17 protein-coding genes are annotated in these 18,198 nt (G+C 31.1%); 15 read left to right on the forward strand and 2 right to left on the reverse strand.

The features are described from left to right. The first annotated feature begins 4 nt into the window (after positions 1 to 4). Positions 5 to 1,612, forward strand: a complete 1,608-nt coding sequence (locus tag Q0891_RS13900; RefSeq protein ID WP_299102538.1) for a DUF1501 domain-containing protein — start codon at positions 5 to 7, stop codon at positions 1,610 to 1,612. Between the two features lie 62 nt (positions 1,613 to 1,674). On the opposite strand, the gene Q0891_RS13905 is transcribed toward Q0891_RS13900, so the two are convergent. Continuing rightward, positions 1,675 to 2,268, reverse strand: coding sequence for a hypothetical protein (locus tag Q0891_RS13905; protein WP_299102539.1), 594 nt, complete (start codon positions 2,266 to 2,268; stop codon positions 1,675 to 1,677). Positions 2,269 to 2,418: 150 nt separating this feature from the next. Between Q0891_RS13905 and metG the strand changes: the two genes are divergently transcribed. The 11 genes from metG (at position 2,419) to Q0891_RS13960 (ending at position 15,575) form a co-directional block, all read left to right on the forward strand. Next, positions 2,419 to 4,479 (forward strand): methionine--tRNA ligase, encoded by a 2,061-nt coding sequence (gene metG / locus Q0891_RS13910; RefSeq protein ID WP_299102540.1) that lies wholly within the window; start codon positions 2,419 to 2,421, stop codon positions 4,477 to 4,479. After that, positions 4,479 to 4,850 (forward strand): hypothetical protein, encoded by a 372-nt coding sequence (locus tag Q0891_RS13915; protein WP_299102541.1) that lies wholly within the window; start codon positions 4,479 to 4,481, stop codon positions 4,848 to 4,850. The genes metG and Q0891_RS13915 overlap by 1 nt, the downstream gene beginning before the upstream one ends. Before the next feature lie 112 nt (positions 4,851 to 4,962). Further along, positions 4,963 to 6,354 carry a hypothetical protein gene (locus tag Q0891_RS13920; protein WP_299102542.1) on the forward strand — a complete coding sequence of 464 codons (1,392 nt, stop codon included), beginning with the start codon at positions 4,963 to 4,965 and terminating at the stop codon, positions 6,352 to 6,354. A 137-nt stretch (positions 6,355 to 6,491) separates the two neighbouring features. After that, positions 6,492 to 8,909: a hypothetical protein gene (locus Q0891_RS13925; RefSeq protein ID WP_299102543.1), complete on the forward strand. Its 2,418-nt coding sequence runs from the start codon at positions 6,492 to 6,494 to the stop codon at positions 8,907 to 8,909. An 88-nt stretch (positions 8,910 to 8,997) separates the two neighbouring features. Then, a complete protein-coding gene (locus Q0891_RS13930; protein ID WP_299102561.1) occupies positions 8,998 to 11,115 on the forward strand; it encodes a Tex family protein in 2,118 nt (705 codons plus the stop codon). 133 nt (positions 11,116 to 11,248) lie between these two features. Next, the gene (locus tag Q0891_RS13935) at positions 11,249 to 11,767 is read left to right on the forward strand and encodes a ferritin (protein WP_299102544.1); all 519 of its coding nucleotides are present in this window, start codon (positions 11,249 to 11,251) and stop codon (positions 11,765 to 11,767) included. 83 nt (positions 11,768 to 11,850) lie between these two features. Beyond that, entirely contained in the window at positions 11,851 to 12,027 is a 177-nt protein-coding gene (locus Q0891_RS13940) for a hypothetical protein (protein WP_299102545.1), read from the forward strand. 308 nt (positions 12,028 to 12,335) lie between these two features. Next, the gene (locus Q0891_RS13945) at positions 12,336 to 12,662 is read left to right on the forward strand and encodes a hypothetical protein (protein WP_299102547.1); all 327 of its coding nucleotides are present in this window, start codon (positions 12,336 to 12,338) and stop codon (positions 12,660 to 12,662) included. Positions 12,663 to 13,315: 653 nt separating this feature from the next. Further along, positions 13,316 to 13,726, forward strand: coding sequence for a hypothetical protein (locus tag Q0891_RS13950; RefSeq protein ID WP_299102548.1), 411 nt, complete (start codon positions 13,316 to 13,318; stop codon positions 13,724 to 13,726). Between the two features lie 165 nt (positions 13,727 to 13,891). Next, entirely contained in the window at positions 13,892 to 14,725 is an 834-nt protein-coding gene (locus Q0891_RS13955; RefSeq protein WP_299102549.1) for a CBS domain-containing protein, read from the forward strand. 355 nt (positions 14,726 to 15,080) lie between these two features. Next, positions 15,081 to 15,575, forward strand: a complete 495-nt coding sequence (locus Q0891_RS13960) for a hypothetical protein (protein ID WP_299102550.1) — start codon at positions 15,081 to 15,083, stop codon at positions 15,573 to 15,575. A gap of 153 nt (positions 15,576 to 15,728) precedes the next feature. On the opposite strand, the gene Q0891_RS13965 is transcribed toward Q0891_RS13960, so the two are convergent. Further along, on the reverse strand, positions 15,729 to 15,959 hold the full coding sequence (locus tag Q0891_RS13965) for a hypothetical protein (protein ID WP_299102551.1): 231 nt from the start codon (positions 15,957 to 15,959) through the stop codon (positions 15,729 to 15,731). A 77-nt stretch (positions 15,960 to 16,036) separates the two neighbouring features. Here Q0891_RS13965 and Q0891_RS13970 point away from each other — a divergent pair, with 77 nt between their 5' ends. The 3 genes from Q0891_RS13970 to Q0891_RS13980 all read left to right on the forward strand — a co-directional run bounded on the left by Q0891_RS13970 (position 16,037) and on the right by Q0891_RS13980 (position 17,996). After that, the gene (locus Q0891_RS13970) at positions 16,037 to 16,753 is read left to right on the forward strand and encodes a hypothetical protein (protein ID WP_299102552.1); all 717 of its coding nucleotides are present in this window, start codon (positions 16,037 to 16,039) and stop codon (positions 16,751 to 16,753) included. A gap of 215 nt (positions 16,754 to 16,968) precedes the next feature. Beyond that, positions 16,969 to 17,313 (forward strand): PadR family transcriptional regulator, encoded by a 345-nt coding sequence (locus Q0891_RS13975; RefSeq protein WP_299102553.1) that lies wholly within the window; start codon positions 16,969 to 16,971, stop codon positions 17,311 to 17,313. Then, positions 17,286 to 17,996 carry a hypothetical protein gene (locus Q0891_RS13980; protein WP_299102554.1) on the forward strand — a complete coding sequence of 237 codons (711 nt, stop codon included), beginning with the start codon at positions 17,286 to 17,288 and terminating at the stop codon, positions 17,994 to 17,996. Before Q0891_RS13975 ends, Q0891_RS13980 begins: the two co-directional genes overlap by 28 nt. Positions 17,997 to 18,198: the final 202 nt, after the last annotated feature.

Raw genomic sequence — 18,198 nt, forward strand, 5'->3', positions numbered from 1 at the left:
TATTATGTGTAATGATCAATCTAAAAACAAAACAAAATCAGGACCAAGTGCTCATGATATGGAGCATAAAAAATGGAACCGACGATCCTTTTTACAAGCCTTAGGCTTATCTAGCGCAGGAACAATGATGTTGGGCGGAATGCCACTTTCTGCGTCTTCCTCAACAAAGTTAGCTTCCGCTATTAACAATTCAGAATCAGATAGAATCCTTGTGATTATTAGATTAAAAGGTGGCAATGATGGTCTTAATACTATTGTACCAATTTATGATTATGATACTTATGCATTTAACAGACCAACCATTAAGCATAATCTAAATGATGTTACAGCATTAACACCAGATTTTGGGATACCAAATTACATGTCTGACCTCGTTAATCTTTGGGATAATGGCGCTATGAAAGTTGTACATGGTGTAGGTTATGAAAACCACAACCAATCGCATTTTGCTGGTTCAGATATTTGGGCATCAACTGATCCTACAAGTACTGTTAAATCGGGTTGGTTAGGCCGTCATTTTGAAGACATATATCCTGAGTATTTATTAAATCCACCAGCTGTTCCTGCTGCTGTACAAATAGGAAGCATTGGTAATCTTATATTTGATGGTAGCTCTAATAATTATGCATTTTCAGTTGCTAATCCCAATCAATTAGAAGCTATTGCACAAAGTGGAGCCGTACATGATATGACAAGTTTTCCCGATTGTATCTATGGGGAACAATTAGAGTTTATGAGAGGCACAACGAATACAACTTATCAATACGCAGGTACTATACATGATGCCTATACAGCCGGATCTAATAATGTTACATACATGGACTCTGAGCTTGGCCAACAATTATCTATTGTTGCTAGACTTATTAAAGGAAATTTAGGCACCAAAGTGTATATGGTCACTTTAGGCGGTTTTGATACGCACGCTAATCAACTTGTAGACCACAGCACATTACTTCAAGATTTATCAAATTCTATAAAATTATTTTATGATGATTTAGCACAAGGTGGTTTTGATGATAAAGTATTGTCCATGAGCATCAGCGAATTTGGTCGTCGTATTTATGAGAATGGATCTAACGGAACAGATCATGGCAAAGCAGCACCACTATTATTATTTGGTCCAGCTATAGAAGGTAATGGTTTTGTAGGTACACATCCAGATTTAACCACAGGTGATGGCGAAGGCAATTTAGAATTCACTCAAGATTTTAGAGAAGTCTATGCAAGTATATTAGAAAATTGGCTCTGTATAGAAAGTGGTTTGGTCGATGAAGCCTTATTGAATACTACTTTTGCTAGAGTAGATCTAGGATTTAGCTGTGATGCGCTTACTTTAGATGACTTTAATCGCGATAGATTTAAACACTATGTTTTATACACAGATACCGATTCTATAATTAAAATAACAAATCCTTATACACAACACACGGTTATAAAACTGTATGATATAATGGGTAGAGAAATTGGTACACTTAAAAATGCCATGCTCTTTGCTGGCGAAAATAGTATAAGTGTTAAAAATTCTATTGGTAAAAAATTGAGTATAGGTCAGTATATATATAAAATCTCAGTTGGAAGTCAGAGTTATAGTAAATCTTTAATCATAAAATAAGGATAAAAAAAAGACTGCCATTTACATAGCAGTCTTTCTTTATAAGGTAAAAATCGTAGTTTCTATTTTCTTAAAGATGTTCTGTTTGTTTCAACAGCAGACGCATTTGCAGATCTATCAAACTCATCTGAATAATCATATGTTCCTAAAGAACCTGTGTAACTTCCAGAAAAAGAAGTTCCATCAGTAGAAGTTCCTTGAAATGAAAATTCATAAGTAGAACCATTTTCTAACACAGTGAAAGTACCTGAATTGATTGAAATTCCGTTATAATCTTCAATTGAGCTATCAATAAATAAATTCGCATAAGTATAACTATTTACTTCTACATTATCACCAAATGCGTAAGTACCTTCAGCTAAATCAGATGGGTTACTTGTAAATAATTCAAAATAAACACCAGAGAATTCACTGTCTTCAGGTATTGGTTCTCCATCAGATTCTACAATATCAGATGTTACTAAATAAATATCAAAATTATAAAGACCATCATAGTATTCTCCGTAATCTTGAATCATTCCCGCTTTTAGTTGGTATTCAGTACCTCCATAGATTAATACGCCATTGTCATTAGAGTTTCCATCATCATCGCTTCCGCAAGAAAAAGACATTACACTAACGGTTAATAGTAAAATAATTTGCTTTAAGTTTTTCATTGTTAATGATTTATAGGTTAAGTGGTTAAATTTAAAATATTTTATTAGAACACAAAGATTTTTCTTTCATTATTCGCCTAAGCGATTCCACTTTTCATTATAAATCACACTACAAAATGTTTACTTTTGTGCATTAATAAAAGAAAGATCATGTCAAAAAGATATACCATAACAGCAGCTTTACCTTATACTAACGGCCCAATACATATTGGCCATTTAGCAGGTGTTTATGTACCAGCAGATATTTATGCACGTTATATGCGTTTAACTGGTAATGATGTTGCCTTTATTTGTGGTAGTGATGAGCATGGTGTACCAATTACTATAAAAGCAAAAAAAGAAGGTGTAACACCACAAGATATTGTAGATAAATATCATGCTATTATTAAGCAATCTTTTGAGGATTTTGGGATTACTTTTGACAACTATTCTCGTACATCTGCAAAAATTCATCATGATACTGCTCAAGAGTTTTTTAAAACCCTTTACGACAAAAATGAATTTGTAGAAGAAGTCACTGAGCAACTTTACGATGCGGAAGCCAATCAGTTTTTAGCCGATCGTTTTGTAACTGGTACATGTCCAAAATGCGGCAATGAAGAAGCTTATGGTGATCAGTGCGAAAACTGTGGAACAAGCCTGAATGCAACGGATTTAATTAACCCTAAATCTGCAATTACAGGAAATGTACCCACTTTAAAAGAAACAAAACACTGGTTTTTACCACTTAATAAGCACGAAGCGTTTTTACGCGAATGGATTTTAAAAGGTCATAAAAAAGACTGGAAACCTAATGTTTACGGTCAAGTAAAATCTTGGGTAGATGATGGTTTACGTCCAAGAGCGGTCACTAGAGATTTAGATTGGGGAATTCCGGTTCCCGTAGAAGGTGGCGAAGGCAAAGTACTTTACGTTTGGTTTGATGCGCCAATTGGTTACATCTCTTCTACGAAAGAATGGGCTGAGCGCGAAGGCAAAAATTGGGAAGATTACTGGAAAGACGAAAACACAAAGCTCGTTCACTTTATTGGTAAAGATAATATTGTATTTCACTGTATTATTTTCCCATCTATGTTAAAAGCAGAAGGTTCTTATATTTTACCAGATAATGTACCAGCTAACGAATTTTTAAATTTAGAAGGCAAGAAATTGTCAACCTCTAAAAACTGGGCCGTTTGGTTGCCAGATTATTTAATAGATTTTCCTAATCAACAAGATGTGTTGCGTTATGCCTTAACAGCTAATGCACCAGAATCTAAGGATAATGATTTTACATGGAAAGATTTCCAAGCCAGAAACAATAATGAATTGGTGGCTATTTTTGGAAACTTCATTAACCGTGTGGTAGTCTTAACTAACAAATATTATGAAGGTATTATTCCTGAACCTTCGGATTACTCTACAATAGACGAAGAGACTTTGGCTGCTGTAAAAGCGTATCCTGCAGTAATTGCAAGTTCTATTGAGCGTTACCGTTTTAGAGAAGCCAGCCAAGAATTAATGAATTTAGCGCGACTAGGAAACAAATATTTAGCGGACGAAGAACCCTGGAAAACCATTAAAACAGACGAAGCACGTACTAAAACAGTCATGTTTGTTGCTTTACAAATCGCATCTGCTTTAGCTGTGTTATCTGAACCGTTTTTACCATTTACGTCTAACAAACTAAAATCAATTCTTTGTCATTCCGCACTTGATGCGGAATCTAAATGGGAAGACGTTTCTACAAAAGACATTCTAATTCCTGCAAATCATAAAATCAATAAAGGCGAATTATTATTCTCTAAAATTGAAGACAAAACCATAGAAGCGCAATTAGAAAAACTTGAAGCCAGTAAAAAAGCCAACGAAGCAGCGAACAAAGTGACAGAGCCACAAAAAGAAGAAATTACGTTTGAAGATTTTACCAAACTCGACTTACGTGTTGGTACCATTCTCGAAGCTGAAAAAATGCCTAAAACTAAAAAGCTTTTAGTCTTAAAAGTAGATACAGGTATAGATACTAGAACCATTGTTTCTGGTATTGCAGAAAGCTTTAAACCAGAAGACATTGTTGGAAAACGCGTTACCGTATTAGTGAACTTAGCACCAAGAAAACTAAGAGGTGTAGAAAGTCAAGGTATGATTTTAATGACTGAAGATGACGGTGGTAATTTGGTGTTTGTGAATCCTGATATTGATGGTGTAAATAACGGATTGCAGATTAGTTAATGTCTAAAACTTCAATAACAAGACAAGTAATAGATTTACAAGCTCAGGCAGAGCGCCTTATTAGAACAAAAGGAAACATGCCTGAGATTGAAGCTTTTTCTCAATATAACGAAGAGATAAAAGCCTATTTATTTGATAATATTGATGACGACTTTGTACTCAAGTACATCAAAAACATTCCCAGTTTAGATTTAGATGCTATTGAAACAAAATCTGGATTACTAACCCTAGTGGTTGGTTTAATTTCTGGAGGTTCTGCATCAGCTTATCACGAGCGACATAAAATAGAACAAGCCTTAGATCAGATAAAAGAAATTTCTAATAAATATGCATCCTATGAAATGATGATAAGAAATTACTTTAATAATTAATAAATATTTTCTCTTAAATCTTTTTAATTATTAAATTTCATTATTCATAATCAATAATAGATAACTGATGAGATTTACCTATCTGTTTTTACTAGTTATAAACCTTAGCTTTATGCCATTAAATGGCCAAACAGAATGGTTTAATATTGATACTAAAGAGCAATCTCACGAAAAAACGTTACGACAAGTTATTAATATCGTAAATCCAGAAACCAATGAACTCGTTGTGGTTTTTAGATATTCTACTTTTATTGTTGCTCATATTTATAACCAAGAAGGTGTTTTAATAAACACTTTTAGAACTGAAGTACTTCCAAAATACAAAAACAATTATTTTGGGACCACAATTAATGGTAACTCTTATACTCTATTTTTTCAGAATGATTATGGCACTAAATTTAGTGCCTTAACCTTAAATTTTGATTCCTCTGGCTTTCAGTTTTCAAACAAATTAAAAATTCCTTTAAAGGCAGAAACATTATTAGGTTCATTTGAGTATAATTCAACCGTTTATTTACTTTCTACGGTAAAAAAAACTTCAAAATTAAAGTTATATCAACTCAATAATCATGAAGAATATACTGAAGACACCTTCGATTTTTCGCATATAGAATTGAAAACTTATAACGGATTTAAAACGAACCTAAATAGAGTTTTGGATGGTGGTTATGAGATACCTGATGTATCCATGATAAACCATGGCGAGCCTACATCTTTAGAGAAGGTTATTCAAAAAAATAAATTATATATCGATGGTAATAAGTTAATGCTTACAAATGATGTGGATGATATTTCAACTACATTAATTACGATAGATTTAGAAACTAAAAATTCTCAATATCATAATTTCCCCAAACCATCTTTCAGCAAAAAGGACCATGGCATAAAATCTAACTCTTTTGTTTTAGACGATCGATTGTATAATATGTACGTGTCAAAAGAAAAACTCGATTTTTCTGTTTTTGATATTAATTCTAAATCGCTCATAAAAAGCTTTGTCATAACAGATACGGATTCTATTACCTTTAAAAATTCACCAATTATATTAGAAGGTGGAGATTTCCAAAATTACCGCGAGTTAGATAAAACCAAACAATTTTTAAAAAAAGTATCTAATTCTAATGCAGGTTTAAGTGTATATAAAAACAATGGAAACTATATAGTTACTTTAGGATGCAGTGAAACTATGACGTCTTCTGCCTTTATGACCTTTTATGGTGGTGCTCTTGGAGGTATTGTAGTAGGTATATCATCATCGATATTAACGACCACTTTTTTAACTTATACAAAAACCAAATCTACAAGAATTGAGTGTTTATTTGATAAAGACATGACCAGTATTCAAGCTAAAATCCCTGAAAACAACTTCGATATAATAAGTAAATTTATCGAAAGCCAACCAAAGACAAAATTCGCATTTAAATCTATTTTTAAAACCAACAACTCTTTTATTCTTGGTTATTTTGATGCCGATTTAGCGTTATATAAATATTTTATTTTTTAGTTTAACAACTGATTATCAGATTAATATATAATTTTTTTTCAATTAAAATTACACCAACACCTCCTATCTTTAGGAAAAGTGGCATAGTAAATGATGCTAATTATCTCAATTAGCTATAAATTAAAATCTTTGATATTATGAAAAAAAACTACTCAATTACTCCACTCAATTTAAAGGTAACTATTAATTTAATATTAATGTTTTCGTTAACTGTTTTAATTCATTTCAGCACTTTTGCTCAAGAAAATAAAACAGAAAGTTTTACCAATTCTTTTGAAGAATACACTCAACTGTATAGAGAGGTTGTATACACACATCTCAATAAAACAGTTTTAATTAAAGGTGAAATGCTTGGCTTTAGCAGTTATGTTTTAAACAAGAGTAAAAAAACACCCTCTACCATCACTAAAAACCTTTACTGTGTAATAACAGACAGCAATAATAAGGTTGTTAAAAGCAAACTTTTACTGGTAGAAAATGGGTTTGCTAATAATGTATTTAATATTGACAGTTCATTTACAACAGGGCTTTACACTTTTAAAGCTTACACCAATTGGATGAAAAATTTTGACGAGAAAAATTCGTTTACTGAAACCTTTAAAGTCATTGATCCAGAAATTAATACCACTGTAGAAAATCGTATTGTTAAAAACGAAATTGATGCTCAGTTTTTACCAGAAGGTGGTCATTTTATAAATAATGTAAATTCTAATGTTGGTGTTATTATTAAAAACAAAGCAGGTTTAGGCGTTGCAAATGCAGAAGGTACTGTTTATGATAAAGACCAAAACATTTTAACGCATTTTAAAACGAACACTTTAGGTATATCTTCATTTCTATTAAAACCAATAATGAATGAAAACTATAAAGTTGAAATAAAATATTTAAATGAAACATTTACTTATGTTATCAATGACATTAAGTTCAATGGTATTTCTACAAAAATAAAACGTCTTAAAAACACCTTGTCTATTGAGTTAAATACTAATAACCACACACTATCGCGTATTAAAAATGAATCATTTAAGCTCGTTTGGCATAATGGTCGTGTTTTAAAAACAATAGATGTTCAGTTTAATGACACAACCGTTTTAAAACAATTGAATACAGAATCACTTTTCGCTGGTGTTAACATATTTACGCTTTTTGATCAGAATGAGAACCCAATATTAGAGCGATTATATTTTAATTACGATGGAATTAATATGCCTAAACTAAGTAATCCTGCAATCGAAAACCAAAAAGATTCTATTCAAGTGACCATAAACTTAGAAGGTTTAGCTCCTTCTTATGATGAAACTAATATCAGTATATCTGTATTACCGAGTGATACAAAATCTTACTTAAGTCATCAAAATATTATTTCTAATACGTATTTACAGCCTTATTTAGAAAGCCCTGTAGAAAACGCATCATATTATTTTACCGATGTCAATGATAAAAAGAAATACGATTTAGACCGATTACTAATTACTCAAGGATGGAGCAGTTATGATTGGCACTCTATTATTAATAATAAAGTAAATACCGCTTATGTTTTTGAAGATGGCATTAGTGTTAATGTGACCAACAATAATTCTAAATCTGACTTTGTTGTCTACCCAAATCAAAATAATGTTATTGAAACCGTAAATTTATCAAATGATCAAAACGGATTTAAATTAACTGGCTTATACCCAATGACGGATGAAAACTTGTCAATTGGAGCAATAGGAAAAGAAAGCGTTTCAGAAATGCCTAAATTATATGCTCAATTTTATCCGTTAAAAATTCCGACTTATAATGATGGTGCAGCGACACTTAATCCAAAAGAGCAAAGTTATACCTCATTAAAATCTGTACAACCTTTAAAGTTAAATAAAGGTGAAGAGCTGAAAGAAGTTTTAGTAATTGGTGACAATGATAGAATAAATAGCATTAATCAATTAAAAGGAAGCCCATTTCTTACTGCTGTAGATGTTATAGATGACAAGAGTATTTATAAAGACGTTAACCTTATATACTACCTAAATACAAGAGGGTTTTCGGTATATGAACAATTTGGAGAATTGATATTTAATAGACAAAGACAGAGTTTATTAACAGATCCTGGCGAAACTGGTAGTCCTGTTGTATTTTATCTTGATGACACTAGGTTAAATACAACCAATATGTTGGTAAATTACCAAATGAGTCAGGTAGATTATGTTACTATTAATAAACACGGAATGGGTAATGGATTGTTAGATGGGACAAGACCTGTTATAAAAATATACTCAAAAAAAGGTGGCAATTCTGTAGCATCAAGAGAATCATTTAGAGCTTATGAATATCCTTTAACATTCTCTAAAAACAAAAAATTCTATACACCAATCTACAGTTTAAACGATAATGAGTTTTTTAACAATTTTGGAGTAATAGACTGGATACCAAATGGTAAAATTGACAACAATGGTAATTTAGTTTTTAATATGCCGTATTCTAATGCAGATGCAATATTGTTTATTGAGGGTGTGGCAGGAAATGGAAATTTTATTAGCACTTCAAAAACTATAGCTGTGAGCGAAAAACAATAAATTTTTCAATTTATTTTCGGCAAATACAATTGAGTTAAATATCTTAGAGACCTTATAAAATATGATTTATAAGGTCTCTTTTATTATGATGATAACATACATTTTACAACACACCAAACTGCCAAAAGACAGTATAAAAAACACAGTAGAACTTCTTAACCAAGACTGCACCATTCCCTTCATTTCGCGCTACAGAAAAGAAGCCACTGGAAATTTAGACGAAGTACAAGTTGCCGATATCGTAAAATATAAAGAACAATTTGAAGCGTTAGAAAAACGGAAAATAGCAATTTTAAAAGCCTTAGAAGAACAAGCTATTTTAACGGAAGACTTAAAACAAAAAATCTCAAAAACTCAAGACTTAATAACACTTGAAGATTTATACTTACCCTTTAAGAAAAAACGAAAAACAAAAGCAGAAACGGCTCGTAAAAATGGCTTAGAACCTTTGGCTAAAATTATAATGAGCCAAAATGCCAACGATATAGAATCTGTTGCATACAAATACGTAAAAGGCGACATCTCAACCACAGAAGATGCTTTAGAAGGTGCCAGACATATTATTGCCGAATGGATTAATGAACGTACTGACATTAGAAACAACCTACGAAACGAATTAGAGCGTCGTGCACAAATTACTACCAAAGTTGTAAAGTCTAAATCTACAGATGAAAAAGCCCAGAAATTTAGAGATTACTTTGATTGGTCTGAGTCTTTATCACAAATTCCATCACATCGCTTATTAGCCATTTTAAGAGCAGAAAGCGAAGGTTATATTCGTGTGAAAATTGAAGTTGATGAGATTAGAGTTTTAGAACGTATTGATAATAAAATTATAAGAAGTCAAAACGCATGTGCAGACCAAATAGAGTTGGCCATTTCAGATGCTTATAAACGATTACTTTTTCCGTCGTTAAGTAACGAAGCTTTAAATAATGCTAAAGAAAAAGCAGACGAATCTGCCATTACTGTTTTTGCTAAAAACCTAAAACAATTGTTATTGGGTTCACCTATTGGCGAAAAACGCGTATTAGCTATAGATCCAGGTTTTAGAACTGGTTGTAAAGTGGTGTGTTTAGATGCACAAGGCAATTTAAAACATAACGAAACCATTTATCCGCATGCACCAAAAAACGACAGTATTGGCGCTATAAAAAAGATTTCGAGTTTAGCAGAAGCTTATAAAATTGAAGCCATTGCTATAGGAAACGGAACAGCATCACGAGAAACAGAAACCTTAATCCGTAAAATTCAATTTAAAAACGAGATTCAAGTTTTTGTAGTCAGTGAAGCTGGTGCAAGTATTTATTCGGCATCAAAAATTGCACGCGATGAATTTCCTAATTATGATGTAACCGTTAGAGGTTCGGTTTCTATTGGACGACGTTTACAAGATCCTTTGGCCGAACTCGTAAAAATTGATGCAAAATCTATTGGTGTTGGTCAATATCAGCACGATGTGGACCAAACCAAACTTCAAAAACAATTGGATACTGTGGTTGAGAATTGTGTAAATGCAGTAGGCGTTAATATCAACTCTGCCAGTAAACCCTTATTGAGTTACGTCTCTGGTATTGGACCAAAACTAGCAGAAAACATTTTTGATTACAGAACAGCAAATGGTGTTTTTAAATCGCGAAAAGACATATTAAAAGTGCCACGCTTAGGCGGAAAAGCATTTGAGCAAAGTGCAGCCTTTTTAAGAATAAAAGGAGCTAAAAACCCATTGGATGATTCTGCTGTGCATCCAGAACGTTACACCATAGTAAAACAAATGGCCAAAGATGAAGGTGTTTCACTTGAAGATTTAATTGGTAACAAAGCTGTTCTTCAAAAAATAGATTTAAAAAAATATGTGTCTGAGACTGTTGGTTTATTAACGCTTAAAGATATTATTAAAGAGTTAGAAAAACCAGGTATAGACATCAGAGAAACAGCAAAAGTATTCACATTCAATCAAAATATAAAAACCATTACCGACCTTCACGAGGGCCAATTGTTACCAGGCATTGTCAATAACATTACCAATTTTGGCTGTTTTGTAGATGTTGGGATTAAAGAAAGTGGCTTAATCCATGTTTCTAATTTATCAGACAGTTTTGTAAAAGATGTTAATGAGCACGTGCATCTGCATCAACAAATCATTGTAAAGGTTTTGGAGGTTGATGTCACCAGAAAACGGATTCAACTAAAATTACATAAGTAGAACGCAATAATTAGCTAAGACATTCAATTTTTTTAAGTTGTAAAACTCTAAATATTACTGGTAAAAATCGATTTAGGTGAAAATTGTCACTTATAATTTTAGTATACTTATCTTTGTATAAAAACAGAAAGACATGTTATCAAAATCAATAGAAGCAGCACTCAACCAACAAATTAGAATAGAAGCAGAATCTTCACAAACCTACTTATCAATGGCCGTTTGGGCAGAAGTAAAAGGATTAGAAGGAATTTCTAGTTTTATGTACGATCAGTCTGACGAAGAACGTATGCATATGCTAAAACTGATAAAGTTTGTAAACGAGCGTGGAGGACATGCCCATATTTCAGAACTAAATGCACCAAATGTTAGTTTTAAATCTTTCAAATTTATGTTTGAAAAACTTTTAGAGCATGAAATTTTTGTATCAGAAAGCATCAATGAGTTAGTACATATTTCATTACAAGAAAAAGATTATGCGACTCATAATTTCTTACAATGGTACGTTGCAGAACAAATTGAAGAAGAAGCAATGGCAAGGACTATCTTAGATAAAATAAAGATGATTGGCGATGATAAAGGAGGATTATACTTATTTGATAGAGACATACAACAACTAACGGTTAACTCTGCCGCAGAAACGCCAAGTGCTTAAAATGTTAAATATTTATTTAGATTAAATATAAATAATTACTTTTGTCCAGTCTCTGAGCATTTTACGATGCTAATAAACTAAAGATGGGCAAAAAGAAGAAAAATAAAAAGTTAAAGAAAGAACGAATAAAAGTTCTTGAAACTACAGGTTTAGAATCCTTAGGTAAGGTAAAATCTAAATGTTGTAAAAAATTTAAAAAATCTGAAAACAAGCGATGCAAAAAATGTCCTTGTTTTGATTTATTAAAGAAAGTAGCTTAATTGGTAAGTGCTTTCTTTTACCATATAGTATAATAGCAGCCTTTACGGTTGCTATTTTTTTGACTTAAAGTTTATAATTAATTTACATGTAAAAATTGTAGTCTAAAAAAATTATCTTTACAAGATAACAACAACAAAAACTTTTGATAACCTGTTATTTTTACGGGATATCGACAATAAAGGTTTTTATATAAGGAGTTGGCAACAATGTGAGCGAACGGAATCTGAAATTAACAAATTGAAATTGACAACGGAGTAAATAAAAATACTTTGGACTGATAAGCGAACCATAGAATTGAAAGCATAAAATGACAATAACAGAATTAATAAATTACTTCAGAAATAATGGAAATAAGGATGAATTCTTTGAAAACAATTCTCTTGACCCAGAATCCGAAGTTATAGAAATTTATATGCAAGAACCTTTAGGAATCGAAAACGAAATAAAACTATTCGAAATTGAAAGAACTGGAGGAAATCTAACATATATACACGCAAACATCGAATATCAAAATATTATTGACTTTTACTACTTTACGGACTTTATAGAAGAAAGTAAAATTGGAAAAAACAAAGATTTGACTGACGAGAAACTCGCTGAAATATTTCTGAATTATTGTATAAATGATGCATAATGGAAAAAACACTATTGCCAACACCGTGTATATTTAATTGCTTCATTTCTGCCTACTTGCGAATATTCCTTCGGAATATTCACAGGTTCGTAAATGTTTGCTAACTTAGTCGCTAAACCACGCAACTAACCATACACAAACACGTTACCTTTAATTACTCCGAAAAATGGCAAGCCAAGTTTCTGCGGAATTAAATGAAACGTTTTCAACCACTCACCTTCTCTACTTTGAATTTGAATCAAGCATTACGTGGAATTGAGCTAGATACGTGGAATTTGAGCCAGTTTATCTGAATTGAGCCACTTACTCGGAATCTCACTCAAACGGAATTTAGCCAGTTTACGGAATCGAAATCTGAATGGAAAAATGCTTGGTTTTTTCTTCGCGATTTTTTTTTTTGAATTTTAAGTAAGTATTCTCTAAAAAAGTCTGAACCTGAAAAAAATTTTTATCGGAATAAATAACGGAACGTAACACTCAAACGTGTCGCAACTAAAGGTAACAACGTGTATATTTCATTGCTTCCGATTTTTCCTTCGGAAAAATCTCTGGCTCAAACCATTAGTCAGTAATTTTTTACTAAATTAGTAGTCGAGACACGCAACGAAAACATACACAAACACGTTGTACACAAGCTAAAAACTCACTCAAACTTGATAAAAAAGATACTAATTGGAATTTTAATAATCGGACTTTTGGCCATAATTGGATTTTTTGTTTTTATGTCAAACTTTGAGATTTTTGACGAACCAACCGAAACGAAATTGAAAACGGAATGTGATTATGAGGGTTTACGCAAAATAAAAATGACGCAAGAAAGCGGAAATGCAACAGCAAATCGTTCGATTCTAATTTATGCAACAGATTGTGGAATTGACGAACAAAACTCTGAATTGATTTTCGTAGCAAGTGCTGGATTTATTAAACCAAAAGACGTTGAATTTGAATGGAAAAACTTTGATACTTTGACAATCCGATACAATAAAAAATTGGAAATATTTGAACAAAAAAAAGAATCTGAATCTGTGAATCCGAAAATAACATTTGAATACATAGCCGAATAAAAAAGCCAATGTACAACACCGTGTATAATTAATTGCTTTATTGAGCTTACTTGCGAATATTCCTGCGGAATATTCACGGGTTCGTAAATGTTTATTAACTTAGTTGCTTAACCACGCAACTAACCATACACAACAACGTTGTGTGTAATGCGAAAAAAAATATAGATGGGATTTGAACTTTGGTACTCAAAACACACAGGAATTAGAAGAAAAGGAACATCTTTTTCCGAATTACAAGACATATTTATCGATGACATTACTGCCAAATACATTTTTGAACCATTGGCTTGTTGCCAAATAACTGACAACCCATTTGAAGTAAAAAATACTCTTGAACAAAGAGATTTTGATACACTTGGAGTTGTGGATGAAAATGGAATTAAACTCGGTTATGTTGTAAGAGAAAAAATCGGAGAAGATACAATTGAAAACTATATTGAAAAATTTGATATAGAAATTGTAATATCAGAATCCACACCATTATCAGAACTTTTTGAAATCTTGCTTGAAAAGGAATATGTCTATATTTTGAGTAAAAATACTATTGACGGAATTGTAACTCGTGCAGACATTAATAAACCAATAGTTCGAATTTATCTTTTTGGATTAATATCGCTATTCGAATTACATTTAAACTATTGGATAACCCAAAATTATGACAATGAATCTTGGATAGATACTTTAAAACAAGTTAGAATTGAATCAGCAGAAAAAATCTTTAATGAAAGAAAAGGGAATAATGTTCAATTAACCTTGTTAGAATGTATTCAAATGTGTGATAAGAGAGATATTTTACGAACTACTGATAATTTTATAGAGAATTTTGACTTTACGAAAAAAGGATTTGAAAGGCTTCTTAAAGATGTTGAAAAAATAAGAAATGAATTAGCTCACAGTCAAAACTCAATAATAGCAAATTTGGAATGGACTGTCTTTGTGAATACAATTAAAAATGCAAAAGAGTTTTTAGTAAAGTCGGAGGAAAAAATCGAAGAATAAAGCACTACACACAACAACGTATATAGCTCATAGCTAATTAGTTGCTTAAACAAAGTTAAGGCATATTTGGAAAGTCGCCAAATTTTTAAATTTAACGATTTCCAAGTAATAAGATAAATAGTAAAATTTAAAAATTCGGCTTGTGCTCAACCGAAAAATAATCGCTAATTTACACGCTACGAGCCATATACAAAACCGTTGGCAAACATTTAAGAGAACTCGTTAACTAATTGAAAATCATCGTTAACTCATTTAGAGTTTCGGAATAACTAAAGAAGGAATAGATTTGAAAATAAATCTAAACTGAATGAAAAAAATTGTACTACTATTTTTGACAATACTTCTGAATCTCAATTTGAGTTTTTCACAAACCGAATCTGAAATTGACTCATTGTTAAACGGAATTTCGGAAACGGAAAACTCTAAAGAAATTACAAAAACCGAGCAAGCGAAAAAGATTATTGCTTTTGGAGAAAACTCCCTGACAACTCTTGCGGAATTTTTTACTGACACTACTCTGACTAAAGTAAAATCGGAATGTCAAGAACGAAATTTAACGAAAGGAGAAATTGCAATTATTATGGCTGACCGAATTGAGGGAATGCCATACTTTACAGTAACTGGAATTCAAAACTGTTTAATTACTTTTTGCGAAAACAATCCGAATTTAATAGAATATTATTTATGGGCGATTAAAAGAGATGGAACCGAAAAGTTTAAAGAAAAATATTTAACGTGGTTAGAAAGTGATGACAGAATAGAATGGACACCACTACTCGACTATAAATCAAGAAAAGAACGGAAAAAAGAAATACGGAAACGAAAACGTGAAAAGAGGAAAGCTGAATAAAAAACGATTTGCCAACAACGTGTATAATTAATTGCTTTTTACGTGCCTACTTGCGAAAATTCCTGCGGAATTTTCTCGGGTTCGTAAATGTTTGTTAACTTAGTTGCTTAACCACGCAACTAACAATACACAAACACGTTGTAAACAATTGCACTAAAACTTTGGTTCACTTTTTTTACCGCATATCAAACACCTATGCTCATTGTTTATCTTGTCAATATCGCATTTGTGCAACTGTTCGCTGTCGCTTTTACAACACTGTATAACATCAATAACTTCTTCAATCTTACTTACTAATTTATTGTAATGCCAATATGCACTTTTTTCAGGTTCTTGCTCAACTAAATCTTTAGTGTATTTTAAAATTTCTTGTAATTCTTTCATCTTGTTTAATTTGTTTTGTTATTAATTCACGTTACTAATGTTATACGTTTTCGTTACCCAACATTAAGACCAAGATTATGGATATAATAAAAGAGTTTGAAAAAGAATTTGGCCTAAATTGGGAAAACATATATCATTGTCGAGAAGATATCCGACTTTTATTTTCTGCAGAAAAATCATTAATAGATAATTCTGAAAAATTCATTCAAGAACTTAAACTTGAATTAAAAAAAGATATTGAAAATGATAAAATTCTAAATACTGAATCTAAAGATGAATATGATGAACACGAAAAAGCACAATGTTATTATCATTACTACCATCACAGAGAAACTGGAATTTATCAACTAATACAAAATCATAGAAAAGGTGCTGTTCTATCAATTTATTCTTTAATCGAAGGACAACTAAAAAATATTTGTACCCAAATCCAAAAAGAGTTTGATTTTAAAATAAAATTAAACGACTTGAATGGAACTGATTTTATTAATAAATATTGGATTTTTTTAACGAAAGTATTTTGCATAGAGGTTTCTGAAATTGAAAAATTTTACACACCAATTAAACAAAGGAAATATATCAGAAATAAAATAGCTCATAGCAATGGAATAATTGATGAAAACAAAACGGAGTTTGCAAATCAATTAAATGGAATTACTATAATATCTGATGGAGAATACAAAGCAATTGAAATTAGTGATTATGTATTCATAGAAAATCTAATTAAAATGAGTAAAGATTTTTTCGAAAGTCTAATCTTAACAATAAATGACAAATACACAGAATTAAAATAAAACGTTGGGTAACACCGTATATAATTTATTGCTAGTTCTAGCCTACTTACGAAAATCCTCACGGATTTTCTATTCGGTTTTTATTTGCTAAATTACGTGCTAAACCACGCAACAAACCATATACAAAAACGTTGTAACCAATACTGAAAAAAATTCACGTTTTTATTTTTATACATCGAACTTCTATGTATATTTGTTTTTCATAAATACACTATATGGAAAAACTATCAAAAGAATTAATTGGTGCTTCTACTATACCTATTATTTTATCAATACTTTCAAAAAACGAATCTTATGGGTATGAAATCATCCAAAGCGTAAAAGAAATATCAGATGGAAAAATAGAATATGGAGATGGAACTTTATATCCTGTTTTACACAAATTAGAAAGAAAAGAACTCATTGAATCTTACTGGAAAATTGGAGAATCAGGAAAAAAGAGAAAATACTACAAATTAAGCCCTAATGGTAAAAAAGAACTTATATCAGAAAAAGAAAATTGGGCAATTATCAATCAAATTATATCAAAATTATGGAAAATAGAACCGAATTTAACTTAAACGAGAAGATAGAAGTCTGGAAATCAGAATTATCAAAAAAGTCAAATATGACTTCAGATAATATCGACGAATTGGAAAGTCATTTATTAGATTTAATTAATGATTTGGAAAATAAAGGGTTAAACATAGAAGAATCATTCCTTATTGCTAGAAAAAGAATTGGCAGAACCGATGAAATTTGTGCGGAATTTGATAAGATTAATAATTTCTCATTTATTAATACAACAATTCCTTATTTAAAAGGAGCTCTGATTTATATAGCATTTATAGTTTTAAGCAAGCTATTTTTAGTTTCAACTCTACTATTATCTCAATTTTTAAATATTGATAATGGTACATTTAACATTCTGTCTGTTATACTATTAGTTATTTTCTCAATTTCTTTCTTTAGCATAATATATTTTAATCTAAAAAAACGGGAATCATTTTTAAGCAAATTAAGTAATGCATATGTGCTAGTTGCATTAATTACTGTATCATATATAATATCAGTTAGATTAAGTGCTCAAGTAGTTCTTCCAGGAATTGATATTAATAAATTAGGGAATCCAATTGCCGAATTTTATACAATGGAACTGAATTTTGGAATTTATAAAATACTGTGCGGAATTATATTATTGACCACATCACTAATTATATTTTGGAAAAACAAAAAGCACAATAAATTAAGATATACAGAATAAAGTACTGGTTACAACACCGTGTATAATTCATTGCTAGTTCTAGCCTACTTACGAAAGTCCTCGCGGACTTTCTATCTGTGATTTATTTGCTAACTTTAGTGCTTAAACACGCAACGAAATCATACACAAACACGTTGTAAAACATTATGAGAAACATCCGTAATCTTAATATAATTCTTTTCTTTTTATCATTTGCAGCAGG

It is taken from the genome of uncultured Winogradskyella sp. (assembly GCF_947498005.1).
Taxonomy (GTDB): domain Bacteria; phylum Bacteroidota; class Bacteroidia; order Flavobacteriales; family Flavobacteriaceae; genus Winogradskyella.